This is a genomic window from Curtobacterium pusillum (assembly GCF_013359865.1).
GTDB lineage: Bacteria > Actinomycetota > Actinomycetes > Actinomycetales > Microbacteriaceae > Curtobacterium > Curtobacterium pusillum.
On sequence record NZ_JABMCE010000026.1, the window covers coordinates 1 to 20,746 of the forward strand.

A 20,746-nucleotide genomic window follows, 5' to 3' on the forward strand; every position below is an offset into this window, starting at 1 on the left:
CCACAGCCATCACCATCAGTCCGTCACCGCAGCCTGATTCGCCGCCGCGGCGGCGCGCTCCCAGCCCTGCGCGGCGACCTGCACGGCGTCCCACGGGGACCCGAGCGGCGGCGTGTAGCTGAGGTCGAGATCGATCACGTCGTCGACGGTGAGTTCCGCGTGGAGGGCGGTGGCGAACGTGTCGATGCGCTTGCTGATCTCCGCGGTGCGCTGCCCGCCGATCTGCGCACCGAGGAGCCGACCGGTGGTCTGGTCGCCGGTGACGCTGATCGTCAGCGGGACAGCACCCGGGTAGTACCGCTTGTGGTCATCCGCCACCGTCACCCGAGTCAGCGGCGGCACCTCGAGCGGGCTGGTTTCGTGCTGGCGGAGGCCGGTACGGGCAGCGACCAGGTCGAACACCTTCACCACCTGCGTCCCCACCGAACCGGCGAACGTCTTCGAGCCGCCGAGCATGTTCTCCCCGGCGACGCGACCCTGCTTGTGCGCCGTCGTCCCGAGCGGCAACCACGTCGTGCCGAGAAGCCGGTGGTGCGTCACGACGCAATCACCGGCAGCCCACACGTGCGGCACCCCGGTCCGCATGGACGCGTCGACCACGATCGCGCCAGCCTGGCCCAGCTGCGCTCCAGCGGCTACGGCGAGTCCCGTGACGGGACGGACGCCGACGCAGACCACGACGAGGGCGAACGTGCCCTCCGCGTCGCCAGAGGTCGAGCTGGTGGCGACGCGCCACTGTCCACCGTCTGCCGGTGTGATCCCGGTGACAGTGGACCCCGTCAGCACGGTCGCGCCGTGGCGGCGGACCTCGGCGGTGACGAGGGAACCGAGTTCGGGGTCGAGGGTGGAGAGCACTTCGGGACCGCGCTGGATCAGCGTCGTGTCGAACCCACGGGCGACGAGGCCCTCGGTCATCTCCAGGCCGATGTACCCGGCACCGACGACCGCGACCCGGCTCCCCGCCGGCAGCAGCTCGAGGGCAGCGACGACCTGCTCGGCATCCGTCATCGAGTGCAGCAGGTGGATGCCCGGTTCCCCGAACGGGACCCCGGCCGGGCGCACCGGCTCGGCGCCGGTGCCGATCAGCAGCTCGTCGTAAGCGATCTGCTCTTCCCCGGCGGGGCCCGTGACGGAGAGTCGGCGGCGATCGACGTCGACGGCCGAGGCCCACGTCGAAGAACGCACAGTCATGCCGGCAGCCTCAAGATCGGTGCGGGTGCGGTGCGCGAGGGACGCTTCCGTGGCGACGTCGCCGGACACCCAGTACGGGATGCCGCAGATGGAGAAGTTCGGGAACTCGTCGGCGAGCACCACCGTCACGTCGGTGGTCGGGTCGAGTTCGCGGGCGCGGAGTGCTGCGGCGATGCCGGCGTCGCTGCCGCCGACGGCGAGGAGGTGAGTCATCAGGCTGGTCCTTCACGGATCGAGCGGGAGCCGAGAGCCGGCAGCTACATCGAAGCACGTCGATATCGATGTGCGCAAATATAGACGCGTGTCGAAGTCCGTGGGAGGATGAGGTCATGACGATCGAGCTGCTCCCCATTCAGGACGTCACCGCGTGCTGCTCACCCGTCACGACCGAGGCGATGGACCAGGCATCCGCCGAGGTCCTCGCGAAGTCGCTGAAGGCGATCGCCGACCCGGCCCGCTTGCGGCTGATCTCGATGGTCGCAGCGCACGACGGGTCCGAGGCATGCGTGTGCGACCTGCAGGAACCGCTCGGCCTGTCCCAGCCGACCGTGTCCCACCATTTGAAGGTCCTCGTCGACGCCGGGATCCTCCACCGTGAGAAGCGCGGCACCTGGGCGTACTTCTCCCTCGTGCCCGGCGCCCTCGACACCCTCGCCGGCCTGATCGCCGCACCAACGCGCTAACCCTCAACAGCGCCGCGGCTTCCTAGGACTGATGGGCAGTCGCCCCGATGCCGTCGGCGATTACGCACTGCATGCTGCTGTGCTCGTCACGGTCCGGGTGTGGGAAGTTCCGGGGGACTACAGAACGACTGGTGTGTTCGCGACCACCCCTTGCAGGATGGTCATGATGAGGCTCCACATCCCGGTGAGCATCGCGATTCCGGTAGCGATGAGGATGCATCCGCCGAGGAGATTGACCGCCCGGATGTGGTTCCGTAGGTACTTCACTGTTCGGCTGGCCCAGCCGAAGCCGGCAGCAATGATGATGAACGGGATGCCGAGGCCTAGGCAGTAGGCCAAGCCGAGGGCTGCGCCGCGGAGTCCTGTACCGGAGTCGAGGCTGAGAGCGGTGATGGTGGCGAGGGTGGGGCCGAAGCAGGGCGTCCAGCCCAATCCGAACGTTGCTCCCAGCAGCGGTGCTCCGAGGAGACCGGGTCGCGGTCTCCATGCCGTTCGAACGGTCTGTTGGAGCGGACGGAAGAGCCCAATGAACGCGGCTCCCATGATGATGACGACGACTCCGAGAAGGCGGATGACGAGGTCCTGCCATCGGACGAGCCATGCGCCAGCGGCGCCAAACGCTGCACCGTACGCGATGAAGACCAGTCCGAACCCGACGACGAAGAGTGTGGCGCCGGCGAGGGTGCGACGCGTTGTGACGGCGGTCGCGGAGCTGCTGACATAGCCGAGGTATCCGGGCACAAGGGGGAGGACGCACGGTGAGGCGAAGGAGATCAGTCCGGCGAGCATGGCAATCGGAACAGCGGCCAGCATCTGCCCACTGAAGACGGTCTCTTGCAACGTCAACGAAGTTCCCGGTTCTCAGGTTCAGTCGGATCGTCGGCGTTGGAAGTGCCGGCGGTGCCACGCGTGGTTCGGGGCGTTGGGGATCGAGCGAACGTGATCGCGAGGATGATGACGCCGACGAGGATCGCAATGTCCGCGACGTTGCCGATTGCGATGTCGGCGTAGTTGATCATGTCGACAACGGCGCCTTCGCCGAGGTTTTTCCCGCGGGTGAGCCGGTCGCTAAGGTTGCTGGCTGCGCCGCCGACTAGACAGCCGACGCCGACGGCGATGATGAGCCGGAGGCCGGTCGCTGCCCACACCAGCAGGCTGGCCACCACGAGTGCTGCGAGGACGGAGAGTATCCAGGTTCGTCCTTCGGCGAGGGAGAATGCCGCTCCACGGTTGAACGCCAATTGCAGGCCGACCAAGTCGCCGAGGATTGGAATGGGCCGGTGGGGGTCGAGGTGCCAGAGCGCCCACAGTTTGGTCTGCTGATCAACCGCCGCGACGAGCACCCCAACCCCGACCACCGTCGCGAAAGCGCGTCCCCGCCGAGAGGTGGAGCCGCGTTCTGCGCCGGCTGGGTGGTGTGGAGGGCTGCTGCTACTCATGTCCGGGTGAGCTCGTCTTCGATGAGTGTGGCGAGGGTTCCCGGTCCGCCGATGGCTCCGAGGATCCGCACGGCGACCCTCCCGCGGGTGTCGAGGACGATCGTGGTGGGGACAGCGTTTGGCGCCACTTCGCCGGAGAGCGCGAGTTGCATGCGACCGGTGTCAGCGTCGAGGATCGATGGGTAGGTCACGTTGAAGCGGCGTTCGAAGGCTTCTGCGGTGCCCTGAGCGTCGCGGACATTTACGCCGATGAACTGCACGTCTTGGGTTTCGAAGCGTTCGGCGACCGTGTTGAGGTGCTTCGCTTCAGCGCGGCACGGCGGGCAGGAGGCGTACCAGAAGTTGAGGACGACAACCTGCCCGCGGAGATCCTCGCTGCTCAGTTGCGTGCCGTCCGTCGCGGTCTCGTCGAAGCGCACCGGTGTGCCCCGGTTGGATGTTGGCACCTGCGTCACGGTGCCGTCGCCGGAGACGTAGTTCTTCGTTTCGCCGCCGCGGTACTGGGAGCTCAGCGCACCGGTTTGACCGCCGGCACACCCAGCCAGCAGCATCACCGCGATTGCTGCCGCCGTCACGGCGACTCCTCGGCGCCGCACTCGGAGGCCGGTCATCGTGTTTCCTGTACCGCGTCTGCCACAGCAGCTTCCAGGTCCGTGTAGGTCTGCAGGGGAACCAATTCGCCGTTGATGAAGAACGTAGGTGTGCTGTTCACGCCGAGTGTCGTACCGAGATCAACGTCCCGCTGAATGCGCTCAAGCACTGCTTTGCTGGTGACGTCGCGGTCGTATTGGCTCATGTTCAGGCCCAGGTCTTCTGCGTAACCGCGGAACCGTTCGGCCTGCGAGTCGGTGCCTCGCTCGCCCCACTCCTTCTGAGTCTCGTACATCCGCTGGTACATGTCTTCGACCTTGTTCTGCTGGGCGGCGGCTTCGACGGCGGCGGCGGAAGTGCGGGAGTTGCCGTGGCCGGGGAGGGGGAAGTATCGGAATCCGAAGGTGACGTCGCCCTTGTACTTCTGGCGGAGCTCCTCGACGTAGGGGTAGAACGCCGCGCAGGCTTCGCACTCGAAGTCGAGGAATTCGACGACGGTCACGGCGCCCTTGCCGGGAGGGCCGAGCACCCGTGTCGGCGTCACGGCACCGGTTGGGCTCGAAGACGCCGCCGTTGCTGCGGTTGGCGCTGAGGGAACGTTGGCGCGGATGATGAAGACGGCGGTAACGATGAGGACGAGTGCGCCGGCGATGAGGCCGGATACGACACCGATGCGGGTGCTACGAGTCATGGGGTCCCTTTGTTGAGTGGGGATTGGGGGCGCGGCCCCGAGCGGAACGTGCGAGGAGGAGGACGGTGATGTGGCCGATGAGGGCGAAACCGAAGCAGACCGCGCCGATCACGTAGACGCTGCCCGGTCCTGGGCCGTCACGGAGCAGCATCACGCTGCAGGCGGCGACGGCGATCGTGAGGACGATTACCTGCACGGCTGACCAGGTCGTCCGTATGGACCCCATCAGGCGCCCTTGCCGTTGAGGAACGGGGTTGGCGGGGTCGCGGTGCCGCCCTGCCGCACCTCGAAGTGCAGGTGGCAGCCGGTGGAGAGTCCGGCGTTGCCGACTTCCGCGATTTTCTGTCCGGCGTTGACGCGCTGTCCGACGGTGACTTGCACGCCGGCGGTGAACATGTGCGCGTAGTTGGTGGTGACGCCGCCGCCGTGGTCGATGGTGATGAGGTTTCCGTAGCCGCCGTAGGGGCCGGCGTAGGTGACGGTGCCGGCGGATGCGGCGTAGAGGCCCGTGCCACATGCGGCTCCGAAGTCATCGCCCGCGTGGAGGCGGTAGTAGCCAAGGACCGGGTGCAGCCGGTTGCCGTACGCCTGGTACGAGCTGTACGACGTGATCGGCATCGTCCATCCCGATGCGGAAACGGCCCCGGGGTTCGACGGGGTCTGCGGACGGTTCTGCGCAGCTTGTGCTGCAGCAGCCGCCGCGGCGGCTCGCGCGGCTGCAGCGCGGCGCCGCTCAGCCTCCGTGTACGCCGCCTCCGTACTCAGCGTCCGATTGCGGAGCACCGCAAGCTGGTCGGTGAGTTCCCGCTGTCGGCTGCGCTGGGTGGCCTCCGCAGCGGCAGCGGCAGTGGCGGCCGTCGACGCGGCCGTGAAGGCGCCGGCAGCGGTGTTCCGGAGCTGGTCCCGCTTGCGCTTGGCGGCCTTCGCTTGCTTGCTCAACGCCGTCGCGGTCCCAGCCTTGGTAGCGGCGTCGCCGAGGGCGGTGTTCATGGTGTCGGTGACCTTGGACGCTGTGCCCAGACGGGAGAGGAGATCGTCAGTGTCCGCCGTAATACTCACCGTGAGATCGCGTCCTGCCGACCGGGAGAGATACGCCGACCAGGACGCGATCTGCTCCTCCGCGCCGGCGGCATCCGCTCGTGCTTCGTCGGCCTGCGCGGTGAGCGTGTCGAAGCGGCCAGCCGCAGTGTCAGCGGCGTCCTGAGCGACTTGCAGCTCGCGTCCGCGGGCGGCAGCGTTCGCCTTGGCCGTCGCGGTCGTTTCTTCGAGTTCCGCGACGAGCGCGGCGATCTGCTCGGCCTGCCGGGAGGCGGCCGCTTCGTCGCCTCGAGCGCGGAGGACGTCTGCCCAGCTCGGAGCCGTTGCTGCCGCCGCGGGTGCTGCGGGCAGCGCAGCGATGACGATCCCGATGATGGTGGCCGCGGCGAGCGTGGTGCGCCGCATCATTCGGGGGCCTTCGGGCGGCGGCGGGTGATGAGCAGGATCCCGACGACCGCGAGGACGAACAGCCCGGTCAGACCGCCAAGTGCCCAGATCGCCGGGCTGGTGTCCTTCGCGCTGCCGCCCTGGGCTGTTGCTGTTCCTGTTGCGGTCGGGGAGGCGGTTGCTGCGGGTGTCGACGGTGCGGCTGAGGCTGTCGGGGTTGCGGATGCGGTGCTGCCGGTGGAGGTGAACTGGTAGCCGCCGGAGATCGGGTGCCCATCGACGGAGACGCTGCGCCAGGCGAGTTTGTACGTGCCGGGGGCAGCGACATCGACGGGTTTGGTGAGGGTGCTGCCGTCGACGTTCAGCGTGCCCGTGGTGACTTCGGACCCGTAGGGCCCGATGACGCTGATCACCAGTCCGGATTCCAGCCCCGCCAACGGCTGCTCCGAAAACGTCAGGGTGACCGCGTTGAGGTCGCCGCTGATGGTGGTGTCGGCGGCGGGCGTTGCTGATGCGAGGGCGTCGTGCGCACTTGCCGGGGCAGCCATGGTCAGTGCCGTGGCGAGCACAGTTGCCGGGATGAGGGTTGCGATAAGGGTGCGAAGTCGCACGAGTGCCTTCCTGTTAGAAGTTGCGGCCAGCATTGCTGCGCAGCCACGCTTCCGGGTCGATGGGAGTGGCGCCGCCCTGATGCACCTCGAGGTGCAGGTGCGCTCCGGTACTGCGACCGGAAGACCCGACAAGCCCCACCCGGTCGCCGACAGCGACGCGTTGCCCCGTCCGGAGCGGGGACGAACCGATGATCATGTGGGCGTACAGCGTGGACACGAGCTGCCCGCCGACCTGGTGGTCGATGATCACGTACTGCCCGAACTCCGAATGCCGACCGGAGACGCGGACCACGCCATCCGCGACGGCGCCGATGGGGGTGCCAGCTCCGGGGGTGAGGTCGAGGCCCTGATGCGCTGTTGAGCAGGTGGCGCATGGCGCAATGCGATACCCGAAGCCGGAGCTCTGCGGCACCGGACCGGGGAACGGCCAGCGAACATCACCCCCGCCGGTGACGGCGCCCACCTGACCGGTTGCAGTACCCGGTGTGCTGCTGACCACTGCCGGGGTGCTGACGGTGAAGGAGTCGCGCTGAACGGTGGGGTCCAACGCCGCAGCCGCCACCTGGAGGCTCTGACCGGTCACGCCGGGGGCGAGGATCGTCGCCGGCGCGGCCACGGATGCCGTTGCCGGCCCAGGCAGTGCGGCAGTTGCAAAGAGCACGACGGCTGCTGCTGCACTCGTTATCACCAACTGCGAGGAGAGAGCCCTCCTCGGGCGAGTGGGGGAGCCCGTGACGATGCGCGGACGGGGAAGGGGTCGGTGTCGGAGCTGCCGGGGGGCGCGTGCTCGCTGGGCGAGGCGTTCAGCGTCGAGGGCTGCGCGGCGCGTGAGGGGAGTTGGGGGATCGGGCAGGAGAGCGGTCTGGTTCGTCACAGGTCTGCAAGAAGGCTTCCGTTGAGCGGGCAAGACGCAGTCGACGACCCCAGGGAGCGGGGTCGTCCGGAAGGAGAATCAGACGCGTGCGATCGACAGGACCGTCAGCGATACCGCTGTCTGGTCCTGTCGGATGAGCCGCGGTCGCAGTCTGGCGAGTACCCGCGACAAGGAGAACAACGGACGGCGGAGGTCGTGCGCAAGCAGCGCCAGGACGAGGCCGGCACTCATCACCAGCGCCGCCAGTCCCAGCAGTGCGCAGAAGATGCCGCTGACGCCTTCGTGCTGGTCCACGTGGGCGGCGCCGGAGGTGTCCTGTTCCAGTTCGGACACGGTGGATGCGCCGGTGAGGCTCGCCACCGGGTCGTCCGTGTGCGCGGCCAGGTTCTGCAACGTCATCGCGCCGAGCAGCAGCAGGACGGCTGCGATCACCGCGGTGGCAGCGCGAAGCAGCCGGAGCGGGAGGAGGTGGCGAAGCGTCGTCATGATGAGGATGGCCCGATCGGTGCGGCCGCATCTATTGTGCAGGACCCTGTCAAGCGCCACAGGTGAGTTCGCTGGGCGTGTTCGGACGTCTGGACGTGCGGTGCCGGTGGGTCACCCGTGCTGCTCGTGGGGTGGGATGGTCCGTCCTTGCAGCCGTGCGAGGTGCGCGTTGTAGGCGTCCAGATCGGGGTCGCCGTCGCGATCGATCGCACGGTCCCGCTCCCGGCTCTTCCGAGATTCGTGGCGGAACCAGCTGGTCATCAGGATCAGCACCAACGCGAGCGAGGGTGCCTCTCCGTAGGACCATGCCAGCCCGCCCGCGAACGCTTGGTCGCCGACGGCGGTGATACCCCACGCGGCAGGGATGTCAGTGAATGCGGGCACGAGCGGCACGGTCGCCATCATCAGGATGACACCGAAAAACGCGTGCAGCGGCATCTCCAGAAACGCATCCAGCAGCCGGCCGAGGTGCCCCTGTCGGCGTGGCAGCGGGTCGGTGGGAATCAGCGGAGCGGTGAAGAGCACTCCGGCGGCGAGGAACGCGAGCTCGAGGCCGACGTGTCCGGCCCAGGTCTGGAGGAGCGCGTCGGCGGCGCTGGTGAGGTAGAGGCCGTAGAAGGTGATCAGGAACAGCGGAATCATGAACCCGGGATGCAGCAGGAACCGTCCGATCCGTGATCGCAGCCCGAACATCGCCGACTGCAACACCAGCCGACCGGGGCCGCGATGCGGTGTCGCTCGGAGGAGCAACGTGCCCGGTGCGCCGAGGACGAGCAGCAGCGGAACGGTCATCATCAGTGTGAGCTGCTGGAACATGAACGCGGAGAACAGCACGAAGCCGTAGCCCTCGATGCCGGCGCCCATCGTGACCGCAAGCAGAACGCAGCCAGTCAGGAACAGCACGCCCCGCCACATCGGCCACGGCCGGCGTTGCAGCCGAATGCGCAGCCATCCGGTCACGTACGCGGCAGCGAGCAGCAACGCGATCACGGGGATCACGGGCACGGGCTGCAGCGTCGGTGCGAGCAACGCGGCCAGGGTGGGCGGTGCGGTCGGTATCCACGCCAGCGATTCCATGCCACCCGACGGTAGACACCTCACCATCAACATGCAACCATATTCGCATGAGCGAATATTCGAATGTTGGGTTGACGGAGTTCGACGACGCACACGTCGAACTGGCCGCCGAGATCTTCGCGATGCTCGCCGACCCGACTCGCATCCGGCTCGTCCTCGCGCTCCGGGAGGAAGAGATGCCGGTGGGGCACCTCGCTGCGGTCGTTGACCGATCCCAGACCGCCGTGTCGCAGCATCTCGCGAAGCTGCGCATGGCCCGCATGGTCACCACTCGGCAGGAGGGAAATCGGGTCTACTACCGCCTCGCGAACGACCACGCCAACAAGCTCGTGCACGACGCGATCTTCCAGGCCGAGCACACCGTCGGCGATGTTGTCCGGCACCACCACAACACGGAGCACGACGCATGAGCACCCCACACGATCACGGCATCGACGCGCACGCCGTGAACCGCCGCCGGCTCGCAATCGCCTTCGGCATCACCGCAACGATCCTCGTCGCCGAGGTCATCGGAGCCATCGCGACCAACAGCCTCGCGCTCCTCGTCGACGCAGCACACATGCTCACCGACGCCGGCGGGCTGGCAACCGCACTCGTCGCAGCGAACCTCGCACGACGACCCACAACCGCGAAGCGCACCTGGGGGTTCGCCCGCGCCGAGGTGCTCTCCGCCACCGCGCAGGCAGCGGTCCTGCTCGCAGTCGGGCTGTTCGTCCTCATCGAAGGGGTCCAGCGGCTGTTCGCACCCCCCGAGATCGCCTCCGGGGGACTGCTCGTCTTCGGCATCATCGGCCTCGTCGGTAACATCGCGTCGATCCTGGTGCTCGCCTCCGGCCGGAACGCGAACTTCAACCTCCGAGCCGCGTTCCTCGAAGTCCTCAACGACGCCCTCGGATCCGTCGCCGTCATCATCGCCGCGATCATCATCGCCGTCACCGGTTGGGGCGGCGCCGACGCCATCGCAGGGCTCCTCATCGGCGTGCTCATCCTGCCGCGAGCGTTCAAGCTGCTCCGAGAGACCGTGAACGTGTTGCTCGAGTCCACGCCGACAGGCCTGAACCTCGACGACGTCCGCACGCACCTGCTCGAGCGGGAACACGTCATCGACGTGCACGACCTCCACGCGTCCCAGATCGCGACGGGACTGCCGGTGCTCACCGCACATGTCAGCATTGACTCCGCCTGTTTCACCGACGGCAGCGTGCCGGCACTACTCGATGACCTCCAGCGGTGCGTCGCGGAACACTTCGAGGTCAGCGTCGAGCACTCCACCTTCCAGCTGGAACCGGCCGGACACAGCCAACACGAACACACCCCCCACGTCTGAACGGCGCATGCTCCTCCGCCCAGGAACCTGCTGCACAGCGATGAACCAGCAACCCGACAACGACTTGTGATCACCCATTGACTGACACGAACCACCGCGCGGCAGACACCCAAGGCGCACCCGTTGACCTCGCACCGGACACACTGGCCGTCCGCACGACCCTCGTCGTCGCGCTGCCGCTGGCGCTGGCGTGTGCGCTGCTCGGGCTGACCTTGACCGGTGCGCTCGGAGAAGCGACGCAGCTCGTCGACGCCGGCAGGCTGGTCGACTACGGCCTGCCCATCGCTCGAGTAGTCCACGATGCCATGGCGGCAGTCACGATCGGGCTGCTCATCGTCGCAGCGTTCGCGCTGCCCGGGCAGCGCAAGGAACGGGGCCGAGCCTCCTGGACGCAGTACCGGGCCGCACGCTGGGCGGCGTGGAGCGGCGCGCTCTGGTTCCTCGCCGCCGTGGTCGGAATCGTCTTCACCGGCGCCAACACCATCGGCGCCCCGATCACGAGCTCCGTGTTCGCGCGAACGTTTCCGGAGTTTCTCTTCCGTCTGGAAGCCGGGCAGGTGTACCTCGTCTCTGCGACCGCGGTCCTGATTGCAACGATCGTCGCCGCGTTCGCAACGCGGGTGACCAGCATCGCCGTCGCCACGGTCTTCGCCATCTTCGCGCTTCTGCCGCTGTCGCTTTCCGGGCACGCAGCTGGCTCGCTCGAACACGCCAACGCCGTGAACTCACTCGCGATCCACCTGATCGGCGTATGCGTCTGGGTTGGTGGGCTCACCGCCGTGCTGCTGCTGCGCACAATGACCAAGGGCGCGACCGGCCGTGTTGTTGCCCGATACTCGACCCTCGCCGGCTGGTCCTTCGCCGCCGTCGCGTTCTCCGGCATCGTCAACGCGGCGCTCCGACTCACCGGACCTGCAGATCTGGTCACCACCTCGTACGGGTGGCTGATCACCGTCAAAGCGGCCGCGCTGATCCTCCTCGGCATCGCCGGCGTCGTGCAGCGCCGAAAACTCGTCCCAGGACTCCTCCGAAACCCAGCGAACCGTCGACTATTCGTCCGGTTCGCACTCGCCGAGATCATCTTCATGGCGATTGCGATCGGCGCCTCTGTCGCCGTATCCCGGAGCCAACCGCCGATCCCGCAGACACCGGAAACCGGGGCAGACACGCGTGACGGGCTGATCGGCTTCACCTACCCGCCCACCCAGACCCTGCAGAACTTCCTGAGCGCGTGGCACTGGGACTGGGCATGGACCGCACTCGCCGTCATCGGCATCGGCTGGTACCTCATCGCCGTCCGCAAACTTCGCAAGCGCGGCGACGCGTGGCCGATCGGGCGGACAATCAGCTGGGTCGCTGGCTGCCTCATTTTCATCTGGACGATGAACGGCGGCCCTGCCGTTTACGGCATGATCCACTTCTCCTCGCACATGATCCAGCACATGCTCCTGATGATGTTCGTGCCGCTGCCGCTCGTCCTCGGCGGCCCGGTGCTGCTCGCGCTCCGCACCCTGCCGGTGCGCAACGACGGCTCCCGCGGCGCCCGCGAGTGGCTGATGCTGTTCGTGCATTCGCGCTACATGCAATTCATGGCCAAGCCGGCGGTGGCCGGGGTGATCTTCGCCGGGTCCCTCGTGGTGTTCTACTTCACCCCGGCGTTCCAAGCCGCGATGCAGTCACACGAATGGCACATCGTCATGGTCGTCCACTTCGTGCTGAGCGGCTACCTGTTCTTCTGGGTCTTCGTCGGCGTCGACCCCGGCCCGCAACGGCCCGCGTACCCGATCCTCATCATCGCGCTGCTGGCGACGCTGGCGTTCCATGCGTTCTTCGGCGTCGCAGTGATGACCTCAACCGAGGTGTATGCACTGGACTGGTTCCGCGCACTCGGACAAACAAACGAAGCTGCGCTCCTCGCTGACCAACACACCGGCGGCGGCATTGCGTGGGGTGCTTCCGAGCTGCCGATGGTGTTCGTGGCGCTGCTTGTCGTGCGGAACTGGGTCACGTCGGACAAGCGCGACGCCAAGCGCCTCGATCGTCAGGCGGAACGCGACGGCGACGCTGAGCTTCGCGCCTACAACGAACGGCTCGCCGCGATGAACGGGCGTGACCGCCCACACGAGTGACCTCAGCCGTCGCCGTCCGATGCGTCGCTGCCAGCGCTGGTGCAAGTGCGGCGTTGACAGCGCGCTGCAGCGGACGCGTGAGGGTGTTCGCGTAGGTGCGAGTGATGTGCTGCGAGTCGCGATACACGAGCACGTTCCCAATCACCGCAGGACACCACCCAGCACGACAGAACGACGCCGTCATATCCAGCACCCGCGCACCACGGATGCGCTGCGCCGCAACCGTGAGGTAGTCCGTCGCAGCGAACGCGCGCGCTGTACTCAACTGGCAGCGGGAAACCGCGTCCCCATTCACATCGAGGCAACGTTGCACACCCGTACCCGCGGCGGGGGTGTCCCGAATCGCAAGGATCGTCGCCCCGCGGGCAATCAGCGGCCCCCACGATGCACGGTAGCCGCGCTGTGCCGCGCGGTCGGGGTCGGCTCCTACCGGGTTGCCGCGGAGATCCGCGCGAGCGGCTGTGAAGACCAGCGCGTATGGAGCCTCGGCCTCGAGTGAGCGGTCGACGTCATCGTTCCAGATTGCGCACCGTCGTTGATTCGCGTCCGACACGTCAGACCACCGCACGTGGGAGAAGTCGCACCCGCCCTTGACGTAGAGGTGCAGTTCCCAGCCGCGCTCGCGAGCGATCCGTGTCAGCGTCGAAGCCCATTGGTGGGCGTGGGAGTCCCCGATCAACGCCACTCGAGTGCCCCCTCGCACGCCAACCACGCAGCTGCGGGCGGCAGTGGTCTGTGCCTCGCAGTCGTCCCACGTCGAGTCGATGTCGTAGGCGGCGGTCATGGTGGCCGGGGTGAACGGCTCCCGCGGATCACCACTGAGTTGGCAGGAGCGATTCCACGCGGCCGCGGCGCCGAAGCAGCCGTCCCCGCTCAGCGTGACCGCGACCGCCCGGTCCTGACGTTCCTGACCCTGCAGCGCCGCCCAACCCGTCGTTGGGACGAGCAGCAGCACCACCATCACACCTGCCGTCACGGCGAGCACAGCTGTTGAGCGGCTGCGTGAGAGCGGTCCGAAACGACCGCGATTCTCGACCAGGACGTGCGTCAGCTGCGCGAGGATCAGCGACAGTGCGGCAGTAGCGAGGATTCGAACCGGGGACGGCAGCTCGACCGCTCGCGGGAGCAACAGTACGACCGGCCAGTGCCACAAGTACAGCGGGTAGGAGATGGACCCAAGCCAGCGCACTGGACCCCAACGGAGCACCCAGCCGAGTACGCCCGTGTCCGCGCCGGCAGTGATGATGAGCGCGGTCGCCGCGACTGGGATCGCGGCCAGGATCCCTGGATACGACACCCCGGGTGAGAAAAGCACGCCCGCGGCGGTCAGCGACGCCCACCCGAGCAGCGCGGCCCCGGCGCGCGTCTGCGATTTCAGCGGGAGGAGCGCGCCGGACTGCGGCCCGAGCAGCGCCAGCAGTGCCCCAACCCCGAACTCCCAGGCCCGCGTATGTGGCCAGAAGTACGCAGCGGCCGGCTCCAAGGCGGTCAGGAGCACGGAACCAACAAGGGAAGCCCCGGTCGCCGCCCCGACGGCCCACATCAGAGGCGGCCTCCGAGGGGCGAATCGCCAGATCAGTAGAAGTAGGATCGGCCAGACAATGTAGAACTGCTCCTCGACGCCGAGTGACCAAAAGTGCTCAAACGGGGTCGACGGCGTACCGGCAGCGAGATAGTCGGTCCTCGACGCAGCGAGCACCCAGTTCTCGACGGAGCCCACGCTCCCGGCGAACTGCGCTCCGAGCTTCGGCCAGTCCTCCTTCGGGTACAGCGCCAATGCTGCGGCCCCCGTCACCGCAAGTACGATCAGCGCAGACGGTGCGAGACGGCGCACACGCCGGGCCCAGAACGCCAGTACCGACACCCGTCCGCGGCACTCCAGCTCACGACTGAGTTGCCTGGTGATGAGAAAGCCGGAGACGACGAAGAAGGCATCGACTCCCACGAAACCGCCGGGGAACCAGCCGACCCCAAGGTGATAGACCACCACGAGTACGACGGCGACGGCCCGGACAGCGTGCACGTCGACCCGAAACGAACCGTGCTCGCTGGACCGCATCAAGTACGAAGCTAGTTGTCCTTCGTGAACCCCAATCGACTACCCGGCGACGGAAGCTGGAAGAGCAAGCAAGTTACTTGTGGACAGCACCGCTGGGTCGCGGCGCTTGGTGTCGCTAGAGAGCGGTTGTTTCAGTCGTCATCGTCATCTTCGACGAGTTCACCTTCCCAGGCTTCGCGTCCTTCGTGGATGGCGAAGAGGGCGATGACGAATCCCGCGACGGGATCGAGCCATGCTGCGCCGGTGAGGGCGTAGAGGAGGAGTCCGACGAGGGTTGAGATGCTGAGGAGGACGCAGATCCGGGTTTCTGCGGCGTCCGCGAGGATCAGCGGGTCTCCAAGCTTCTTTCCGACTCGGGTTTTCAGCGCGGCAAGGACCGGCATGACGATGATCGAAAGGACCAGGAGCACGATGCTGACCGGGGAGGTCTCGGGCGTCTCATGGTTGATCAGGCTGCGGATGCCCTCGACGACGACGTAGGCCGCGAGGAGGAAGAACGTCACCGCGACGAACTTCAGCGTACGTCGCTCCTTGGCCTCGTCCGCTTCACCATGACGGAGCCGCGCCGCGAGACGCAGACCCACCAGCACTGCGGCGATCGACTCGATCCCGGAGTCGATACCGAAGCCGATGACGGATACAAGTCCCGCGGCAATACCCGCTGCGATGGCGACGATTCCCTCGATGACGTTGTACGCGACGGTGAACTGCGCAAGGCGGAGCCCTCGTCGGGTGAGCTGCTCCGTTTCGGTCACGGTGCGGGTGCTCATTCGGTAGCCCTCGCGTCCGAGCCGTAGGTGCCGCAGAGGTCCACCTGGTAGCCGGTGGCGTGCAACAGCGTTTCCGCAGATTCGAGGAGATCCATCAGCTCCGGCTGCGCGAGCGAGTAGAACACCTGCCGGCCCTGAGTCCGCCCCTCTACGAGAGCGCAGTCACGCAAGCACGCGACATGCTCGGAGATCGTCGACTGCGCAAGCCCCAACTCCGCCACGAGGTCACTCACGCGAGCCTCTCCCAAACGGAGGCGACGCACGATGCGCAGTCGGGTCGGGTCCGCGAGCGAGTGGAACAGCGATACGGCGGCAAGATCGCCCCGTGCTTCTACGATCGGCATACACCGATGATATCGGTGCGCCTCGTTGCGCGTCCCGCTGATGCCTCGTCGACGCGATTCTTCGCAGCGACCCGCCACTCGCGTTCCGCTGCGCCGTCATGTCTGACAGCCGTGGGCCTGCGTGGTGCGATGGTCGGCCTTATTAGAGGAGGGTGACGTACTGCCCGATCTGCGCGCCGATCGTGTACATCAGCGATGACCACAGTCCGGTGACCATGAGGACACCGATGAGGATCAGCGTGCCACCACCGATCAGGTTCACGGTCCGTAGGTGCCGTTTGACGCGGCTGATCGCGGTGGTGGCCCAGGTGGTTCCAAGGGCGAGGAGGAGGAAGGGGATGCCGAGTCCGAGGCAGTAGGCGATGCCGAGCAGGACGCCGTTCCAGGTGCTCGCGGCTTGCAGGCTCAGCAGGTTGATCGCGGTGAGGGTCGGGCCAAGGCAGGGGGTCCATCCGAGCCCGAACACGATCCCGAGCAGGGGTGCGCCGGCGATGCCGGTGGCCGGCTTCCATCGTGGTTTGAGGGTGCGCTGCAGGATCCCGAAGCGGCCGATGAACACGAGTCCCATGATGATGACGAAGCCGCCGAGGATCTGCGTGAGCAGGTCGCGCCAGCGGATCAGCCAGAAGCCGGCGGCGCCGAATGCGGCGGCGTAGGCGACGAAGATGACGGTGAAGCCGAGGATGAACAGGAGCACGCCCAGGGTGAGCGTGCTGCGGCGGCGTTGTTCTGCGACACCGCCGATGAAGCCGAGGTACCCGGGGACGAGTGGGAGAACGCATGGTGAGAGGAAGGACACCAGCCCGGCCAGGAGTGCGACCGGCACGGCGATCAGGAGCTGCCCGCTGAGGATCGCTTCCGCGAAAGGGTTCCCGGTCACGCTGATCGCTCCGTGGGCGCGGGCTCGTCCTTGTGGCTGCCCGGCATCAGGAAGCGGATCGCGAATCCGGCGATCCCCAGGGTGGCGAAGATGTCGGCGACGTTGAAGATGGCGAACCAGTCGATGTTGATGAAGTCGACGACTTCGCCAGTGAGCGGCCCGGAATCGGCGCGGGTGATGCGGTCGCAGAGGTTGCCTGCGGCCCCGCCGACGGCGACGCTCATCAGCCCAGTGGCGAGCATGTCGGTGCCGCGCACGGCGCGCACGACTGCCCACGTTGCCAGGCACAACGTCAGGGCGATGATGCCGAGTGCGAGCGGCGGCCCCATCTCGCTGCCGAGGCTGAAAGCGACGCCGGGGTTGAACACGAGCTGGAGGGTCGCACCCGGAGCCAGCTCAATTGTGCGCGACGGGCCGAGGCCGGACAGTGCCCACGCTTTCGTGAGCTGGTCGATGGTGAGCGCGGCCCCGGCGATCAGCAGCACCACGACCACTCGTGTACCCGCTCTCACGAGAGCACGTCGATGAGTCGCACGATCACACCGGACTCGATCAGGATGTAGAGGCCCAGGCCCGTGAACACGGCGGGCACGAGCCAGTGCTCGATCTTCTCGAGGGCTTCCGTGACGGTCTTGTTCGTCCCCACGAAGCGAGCCACGAGGCACCACACCGCGACGAGCACAAGGAACACCGCAATCGTGACCACGGTGTCCGGGATCGGGGTCGTCCGGAACACCGGCGTGTAGAGGGAGATGTTGTCGGCGCCGTTGGCGATGGTGATCCCCGCGACCCCGAGGACCCCACCCGCGCGCACCACCGAGTCGTCATCGTCGTCGTCATCACCGCGTCGTCGCAGAGCACGGACCAACCCCACCAGACCAATACCCAGGGGGATGAGCCCCAGCAGCCCCACCCACTTGTCCGGAACGATGGTGAGCCCCGCGGCAGCGAGGACGCTGATCGCGACGAGGGCGATGAAGCCGGCGTACTGACCGACGACGACCTTCCACCCAGGCAACGTTCCACGCGTCGATGCGAGGAACAGAACCGTCAGGACCACGACGTCATCGATGTTGGTGGCAGCAAAGAGACCCACCGCCGCCGCAATCGTGCCGATCATCGGTTCGACTCAGCACGCGGCGGCCGCAACGCGGTTGCCTTCGTGTCACAGGTAATCGCCATACGCCGATCATATCGGCGTTGACCGATGAAAACCACGTCGAAGCCCGTCCCCGCGCGTCACGAAACGTCAAGGCTCTGTTCCGCGTCAATACTGACGCGGATCGTTCACCTGCCGAGTTCGTCGCTGACGAGTGCCGAGAGCGTTCCCGGCCCCTCGATGGCGCCGAGCACTCGAGCGGCGACGCGGCCCTTCGTGTCGAGAACGATGGTGGTGGGGACAGCGTTGGGTGCCACCTCGCCGGAGAGGGCGAGCTGCATCCGCCCCTCGTTCGCGTCAATGACGGACGGGTAGCTGACGTTGAAGCGACGCTCGAAGGCTTCCGCGGTGGAGCGTTGGTCACGAACGTTGACGCCGATGAACTGCACGTCTTGGCCTTGGAACCGTTCATTGACGGTGTTGAGGTGCTTCGCTTCGGCCCGGCATGGCGGGCAGCTGGCGTACCAGAAGTTGATAACAACGACGGTGCCGGCAAGGGCGTCGGAGTTGAAACGGGTGCCATCGCTCGCGGTCACATCGAAGCTGATGGGGTCAGTTCGACCGCCGGGCGGTACTTGTGTGATGGCGCCATCGCCGGAGACGTAGTTCTGGGTCGTGCCGGACTTGTACTGTCCGGCGAGGTCGCCGTTGCTGCTATCTGAACAGCCGGCGACGGCCAACGCCGTGAGGAGCGCGGCTGCGCTGATCAGCATTCCTCGACGCCACATTGAGTGGGCGCGCTGTGTGCGTCCGAGTTGGCTCGCCATCAGCTTCCCTGCCGCTCAAGCGCGGTGGTGATGGACTGTTCCAGATCGGAGTAGGCGGTGAGTTGCACGAGCTCACCGTCACGACCACACACCTCGCTCAGGCACGGGTGCCGCAAGATCAGCAGGCGGTTGGAGTTGGTGAATGAGTGGAGCAGCGATACCGCCGTGTCCAGTTCATGAATCATCGGCACCAACCGATCATATCGCCAGGGCCCGATGCCGCTCGTGGCAGGGTGCCCGTCTGGCGATCGCCGCCCGGACGACGTGCTCATCCGGGCAGCGATCGCACTTCGGGTCACACCGCCCGATGCCTCATCCCGCGGCGGACCAGTCGAAGGGAGCTGGTGCAGTTGGAGTGGTACCTGCGGTAGTGATGACGATCGCGATGTCTTGGTGGTCCTGCAGCCGAATCGTTGGCAGCGGTGTCGATGTTCGCTTGCCATCGACGAACACGGTGACGCGGTCGTTACGCTCGCCATCGACGTAGCCACCCACCTGGCGGTCGTGGAGTGCGACGCCCCACTCGGTGAACAGTTGCCCAAGCATGAACGGTTCTATCTTCGCGGACTCGACGTGGAGAATGCCCGAGGTGTCGTGGGTGTGCAGGGCGGACATGCCACCGCGCTGGACATCGATGCCGATGTTCGCCGGCACTGTCACCGGTTTGCCGTCGACGCTGATGGAGAGGTGCGGGTGGATGTGGAGCGCGGTGCCCTCCATGCCCGCGACCTTGAGCCCGGCAGCCTGTGCCCGCGCCGATGGGTCGCTGGGGGCGGGCCAGGGTGGCGCCGCAGTCGTCGCCCGTTCCGGTGTCGCGCTGACGTGGTCGCCTCGAGTGATGGTGGACGCCACAAGCGCAGTCCCGACGGCAACCACGACAACCACGGCCGCGGCCAGCAGTACCCGCCGCCGACCACGGGCTCTCCGCTGCATCGAGGCACGGTCAGCGGCCTTTGTCCGGGCGCGTTCGCGTCGGTCGCTCTTGGCGGCCATCACTTACCACCCTGATCGTTCTGAGCAGAGTTGATCAACGTCGAAGACGAGACGCCGTCCGAAGCGCTGGCGATGTTGCCGATGATGAATCCCTCTGAGGGCAGGTTGACCTTGAGGGCAGCGCTGGCCGTAAGGGCGCGCGTAGTGATGGTATGCATTGATCCGTTCCCATGAGTGCGTCAGTGGTCCGGACAGGCCAGGTGGTGCCTGCCCGAGTTTCCGGGCGTGCGGAAGATCCCCCCAGGAGGAGGACTCCCGCAGGGACGAATCAGATACGGATGATCTGTAGCTCGGATAGTGAGGGCGGCTCCGAGACGGCGACGCGTCGAGCGACGCGATCAGCAAGTGCGAGCAGCGGCGCGAGGATGTACAGGATCCCGCCCGCCCGGGGTCGCAGAAGCGCCCACGCGAACAGGGCGATCGTTAACACGCATTCCACGCCCAGTAGGGAGCGCATAAGCCCACACAGCCCGCCGCCGCAACCGGTATCACTCAGCAACGCCGTCGTCGGGCTGTCCTGGGTAGCGGAGCGAACAGCATGGTCGGCAACACTGAGATGTTGCTGCGCTGTGGTGCTCATCGGCACGGCCATCGAATGCTCAGCGCTCGACGCGGTACCGGCCATGCTCTGCATCAGGACCGTGAACCCGACCAGCAGCAGCAACGCCAACACCGCCGTGGCCTGCAGGAGCAGGCGGCGGCGGGTGGTGTTCGCGGTGGTGAGCATTTGGATCCGTACTACGGTCGGCGGGGGTGAATTCCTATCGTGCAGGAGCCGGGCTGAGAGAACAACCGCCCCACCTGGTGGGCAAGATGCCCGTCACGGGTATAAGGCCGGTGGTGAGTCCGAGGCTCCTCGGCCGTCTCTTGCGTCGGAGTGCGGATGATCCCGGGAGTGTGAATCCGAGCACCAGGGCCAAAGGATCTCCCAACCCTTCGAGCCATCGGCCACGGGTGCGTCACTGATTGCCTCGATCAGGAACACGGGCAGCTCATCCTCGTTCATCGAGCTTGCACTGAAACAACGATTCAGGCGTCAGTCCGTTGACAACGATGCCTACCACCTTGATTGCGGTGGTCGGGCAGACCGCAGGCCGCACTTCGCTGCCTGTGAGCAGCTTCGTTCTGTGTCGTGCTTCTGGCTTCGCTTGGTGTCGGGTAGGCCGGTCGCTACGGCTGCGTGAGCTCTCGTTCGATGCGTTCCGCGACGGCGTTCCGCATTGGTCGCACGTCTGCCGGTGACCAGGAGG

General features: G+C 66.8%; 25 protein-coding genes and 1 pseudogene. 4 read left to right on the forward strand and 22 right to left on the reverse strand.

Annotation, left to right across the window (positions count from 1 at the left end; all coding sequences use genetic code 11):
- Window positions 1-15 precede the first annotated feature (15 nt).
- Window positions 16-1,404, reverse strand: a complete 1,389-nt coding sequence (locus tag HP507_RS00370; protein ID WP_175349920.1) for an FAD-dependent oxidoreductase — start codon at window positions 1,402-1,404, stop codon at window positions 16-18.
- A 116-nt stretch (window positions 1,405-1,520) separates the two neighbouring features.
- Here HP507_RS00370 and HP507_RS00375 point away from each other — a divergent pair, with 116 nt between their 5' ends.
- Complete coding sequence (locus HP507_RS00375) at window positions 1,521-1,874, forward strand: ArsR/SmtB family transcription factor (protein WP_096897522.1); 354 nt, start codon at window positions 1,521-1,523, stop codon at window positions 1,872-1,874.
- 117 nt (window positions 1,875-1,991) lie between these two features.
- On the opposite strand, the gene HP507_RS00380 is transcribed toward HP507_RS00375, so the two are convergent.
- The 10 genes from HP507_RS00380 to HP507_RS00425 all read right to left on the reverse strand — a co-directional run bounded on the left by HP507_RS00380 (window position 1,992) and on the right by HP507_RS00425 (window position 9,068).
- Entirely contained in the window at window positions 1,992-2,687 is a 696-nt protein-coding gene (locus HP507_RS00380; protein ID WP_096897645.1) for a cytochrome c biogenesis CcdA family protein, read from the reverse strand.
- Between the two features lie 29 nt (window positions 2,688-2,716).
- On the reverse strand, window positions 2,717-3,217 hold the full coding sequence (locus HP507_RS00385) for a signal peptidase II (RefSeq protein WP_175349921.1): 501 nt from the start codon (window positions 3,215-3,217) through the stop codon (window positions 2,717-2,719).
- 92 nt (window positions 3,218-3,309) lie between these two features.
- Window positions 3,310-3,888, reverse strand: a complete 579-nt coding sequence (locus HP507_RS00390; RefSeq protein ID WP_255252561.1) for a TlpA disulfide reductase family protein — start codon at window positions 3,886-3,888, stop codon at window positions 3,310-3,312.
- Between the two features lie 32 nt (window positions 3,889-3,920).
- Window positions 3,921-4,595: a DsbA family protein gene (locus HP507_RS00395; protein WP_096897519.1), complete on the reverse strand. Its 675-nt coding sequence runs from the start codon at window positions 4,593-4,595 to the stop codon at window positions 3,921-3,923.
- Complete coding sequence (locus HP507_RS00400; RefSeq protein WP_175349922.1) at window positions 4,585-4,791, reverse strand: hypothetical protein; 207 nt, start codon at window positions 4,789-4,791, stop codon at window positions 4,585-4,587. Before HP507_RS00400 ends, HP507_RS00395 begins: the two co-directional genes overlap by 11 nt.
- 29 nt (window positions 4,792-4,820) lie before the next feature.
- Window positions 4,821-6,041 carry a M23 family metallopeptidase gene (locus HP507_RS00405; protein WP_246328688.1) on the reverse strand — a complete coding sequence of 407 codons (1,221 nt, stop codon included), beginning with the start codon at window positions 6,039-6,041 and terminating at the stop codon, window positions 4,821-4,823.
- Window positions 6,038-6,631, reverse strand: coding sequence for a copper resistance CopC family protein (locus HP507_RS00410; RefSeq protein ID WP_175349923.1), 594 nt, complete (start codon window positions 6,629-6,631; stop codon window positions 6,038-6,040). The genes HP507_RS00405 and HP507_RS00410 overlap by 4 nt, the downstream gene beginning before the upstream one ends.
- A 13-nt stretch (window positions 6,632-6,644) precedes the next feature.
- A complete protein-coding gene (locus HP507_RS00415; protein WP_175349924.1) occupies window positions 6,645-7,292 on the reverse strand; it encodes a M23 family metallopeptidase in 648 nt (215 codons plus the stop codon).
- 291 nt (window positions 7,293-7,583) lie between these two features.
- On the reverse strand, window positions 7,584-8,051 hold the full coding sequence (locus tag HP507_RS00420; RefSeq protein WP_096897514.1) for a hypothetical protein: 468 nt from the start codon (window positions 8,049-8,051) through the stop codon (window positions 7,584-7,586).
- Window positions 8,052-8,102: 51 nt separating this feature from the next.
- Window positions 8,103-9,068: a cytochrome c oxidase assembly protein gene (locus HP507_RS00425; RefSeq protein WP_096897513.1), complete on the reverse strand. Its 966-nt coding sequence runs from the start codon at window positions 9,066-9,068 to the stop codon at window positions 8,103-8,105.
- A 47-nt stretch (window positions 9,069-9,115) separates the two neighbouring features.
- Here HP507_RS00425 and HP507_RS00430 point away from each other — a divergent pair, with 47 nt between their 5' ends.
- The 3 genes from HP507_RS00430 (at window position 9,116) to HP507_RS00440 (ending at window position 12,524) form a co-directional block, all read left to right on the forward strand.
- On the forward strand, window positions 9,116-9,478 hold the full coding sequence (locus HP507_RS00430; protein ID WP_175349925.1) for an ArsR/SmtB family transcription factor: 363 nt from the start codon (window positions 9,116-9,118) through the stop codon (window positions 9,476-9,478).
- Window positions 9,475-10,395: a cation diffusion facilitator family transporter gene (locus HP507_RS00435; protein ID WP_175349926.1), complete on the forward strand. Its 921-nt coding sequence runs from the start codon at window positions 9,475-9,477 to the stop codon at window positions 10,393-10,395. The genes HP507_RS00430 and HP507_RS00435 overlap by 4 nt, the downstream gene beginning before the upstream one ends.
- A 77-nt stretch (window positions 10,396-10,472) precedes the next feature.
- Window positions 10,473-12,524 carry a bifunctional copper resistance protein CopD/cytochrome c oxidase assembly protein gene (locus tag HP507_RS00440; protein ID WP_175349927.1) on the forward strand — a complete coding sequence of 684 codons (2,052 nt, stop codon included), beginning with the start codon at window positions 10,473-10,475 and terminating at the stop codon, window positions 12,522-12,524.
- A gap of 85 nt (window positions 12,525-12,609) precedes the next feature.
- Here the strand turns inward: HP507_RS00440 and HP507_RS17645 are convergent.
- The 11 genes and pseudogenes from HP507_RS17645 to HP507_RS00490 all read right to left on the reverse strand — a co-directional run.
- Window positions 12,610-14,583 (reverse strand): annotated as a pseudogene (locus HP507_RS17645) (acyltransferase family protein); the annotation flags it as partial.
- Window positions 14,584-14,714: 131 nt separating this feature from the next.
- Window positions 14,715-15,353: a cation diffusion facilitator family transporter gene (locus HP507_RS00445; RefSeq protein ID WP_096897508.1), complete on the reverse strand. Its 639-nt coding sequence runs from the start codon at window positions 15,351-15,353 to the stop codon at window positions 14,715-14,717.
- Window positions 15,350-15,697 (reverse strand): ArsR/SmtB family transcription factor, encoded by a 348-nt coding sequence (locus HP507_RS00450; RefSeq protein WP_096897507.1) that lies wholly within the window; start codon window positions 15,695-15,697, stop codon window positions 15,350-15,352. Before HP507_RS00450 ends, HP507_RS00445 begins: the two co-directional genes overlap by 4 nt.
- A 142-nt stretch (window positions 15,698-15,839) precedes the next feature.
- A complete protein-coding gene (locus HP507_RS00455) occupies window positions 15,840-16,577 on the reverse strand; it encodes a cytochrome c biogenesis CcdA family protein (RefSeq protein WP_096897506.1) in 738 nt (245 codons plus the stop codon).
- Complete coding sequence (locus HP507_RS00460; protein ID WP_175349928.1) at window positions 16,574-17,065, reverse strand: signal peptidase II; 492 nt, start codon at window positions 17,063-17,065, stop codon at window positions 16,574-16,576. The genes HP507_RS00455 and HP507_RS00460 overlap by 4 nt, the downstream gene beginning before the upstream one ends.
- Window positions 17,066-17,085: 20 nt before the next feature.
- Window positions 17,086-17,697 (reverse strand): cadmium resistance transporter, encoded by a 612-nt coding sequence (locus HP507_RS00465; protein WP_096897505.1) that lies wholly within the window; start codon window positions 17,695-17,697, stop codon window positions 17,086-17,088.
- Window positions 17,698-17,864: 167 nt separating this feature from the next.
- Window positions 17,865-18,449, reverse strand: a complete 585-nt coding sequence (locus tag HP507_RS00470) for a TlpA family protein disulfide reductase (protein WP_246328687.1) — start codon at window positions 18,447-18,449, stop codon at window positions 17,865-17,867.
- Between the two features lie 53 nt (window positions 18,450-18,502).
- Complete coding sequence (locus HP507_RS00475) at window positions 18,503-18,694, reverse strand: hypothetical protein (RefSeq protein ID WP_175349929.1); 192 nt, start codon at window positions 18,692-18,694, stop codon at window positions 18,503-18,505.
- Between the two features lie 121 nt (window positions 18,695-18,815).
- Window positions 18,816-19,496, reverse strand: a complete 681-nt coding sequence (locus HP507_RS00480; protein ID WP_175349930.1) for a hypothetical protein — start codon at window positions 19,494-19,496, stop codon at window positions 18,816-18,818.
- Window positions 19,496-19,654, reverse strand: coding sequence for a hypothetical protein (locus HP507_RS00485; RefSeq protein WP_175349931.1), 159 nt, complete (start codon window positions 19,652-19,654; stop codon window positions 19,496-19,498). The genes HP507_RS00480 and HP507_RS00485 overlap by 1 nt, the downstream gene beginning before the upstream one ends.
- A 110-nt stretch (window positions 19,655-19,764) precedes the next feature.
- Window positions 19,765-20,223 (reverse strand): hypothetical protein, encoded by a 459-nt coding sequence (locus HP507_RS00490; protein ID WP_175349932.1) that lies wholly within the window; start codon window positions 20,221-20,223, stop codon window positions 19,765-19,767.
- Between the last annotated feature and the right edge of the window lie 523 nt (window positions 20,224-20,746).

What these genes read in the sequence shown, in the direction of transcription:
- HP507_RS00370 (WP_175349920.1), bottom strand. Translation starts at nt 1,404, where the DNA reads ATGACTCACCTCCTCGCCGTCGGCGGCAGCGACGCCGGCATCGCCGCA.
- HP507_RS00375 (WP_096897522.1), top strand. Translation starts at nt 1,521, where the DNA reads ATGACGATCGAGCTGCTCCCCATTCAGGACGTCACCGCGTGCTGCTCA.
- HP507_RS00380 (WP_096897645.1), bottom strand. Translation starts at nt 2,687, where the DNA reads ATGCTGGCCGCTGTTCCGATTGCCATGCTCGCCGGACTGATCTCCTTC.
- HP507_RS00395 (WP_096897519.1), bottom strand. Translation starts at nt 4,595, where the DNA reads ATGACTCGTAGCACCCGCATCGGTGTCGTATCCGGCCTCATCGCCGGC.
- HP507_RS00405 (WP_246328688.1), bottom strand. Translation starts at nt 6,041, where the DNA reads ATGATGCGGCGCACCACGCTCGCCGCGGCCACCATCATCGGGATCGTC.
- HP507_RS00425 (WP_096897513.1), bottom strand. Translation starts at nt 9,068, where the DNA reads ATGGAATCGCTGGCGTGGATACCGACCGCACCGCCCACCCTGGCCGCG.
- HP507_RS00430 (WP_175349925.1), top strand. Translation starts at nt 9,116, where the DNA reads ATGAGCGAATATTCGAATGTTGGGTTGACGGAGTTCGACGACGCACAC.
- HP507_RS00435 (WP_175349926.1), top strand. Translation starts at nt 9,475, where the DNA reads ATGAGCACCCCACACGATCACGGCATCGACGCGCACGCCGTGAACCGC.
- HP507_RS00445 (WP_096897508.1), bottom strand. Translation starts at nt 15,353, where the DNA reads ATGAGCACCCGCACCGTGACCGAAACGGAGCAGCTCACCCGACGAGGG.
- HP507_RS00450 (WP_096897507.1), bottom strand. Translation starts at nt 15,697, where the DNA reads ATGCCGATCGTAGAAGCACGGGGCGATCTTGCCGCCGTATCGCTGTTC.
- HP507_RS00465 (WP_096897505.1), bottom strand. Translation starts at nt 17,697, where the DNA reads ATGATCGGCACGATTGCGGCGGCGGTGGGTCTCTTTGCTGCCACCAAC.
- HP507_RS00470 (WP_246328687.1), bottom strand. Translation starts at nt 18,449, where the DNA reads ATGCTGATCAGCGCAGCCGCGCTCCTCACGGCGTTGGCCGTCGCCGGC.
- HP507_RS00480 (WP_175349930.1), bottom strand. Translation starts at nt 19,496, where the DNA reads ATGGCCGCCAAGAGCGACCGACGCGAACGCGCCCGGACAAAGGCCGCT.
- HP507_RS00485 (WP_175349931.1), bottom strand. Translation starts at nt 19,654, where the DNA reads ATGCATACCATCACTACGCGCGCCCTTACGGCCAGCGCTGCCCTCAAG.
- HP507_RS00490 (WP_175349932.1), bottom strand. Translation starts at nt 20,223, where the DNA reads ATGCTCACCACCGCGAACACCACCCGCCGCCGCCTGCTCCTGCAGGCC.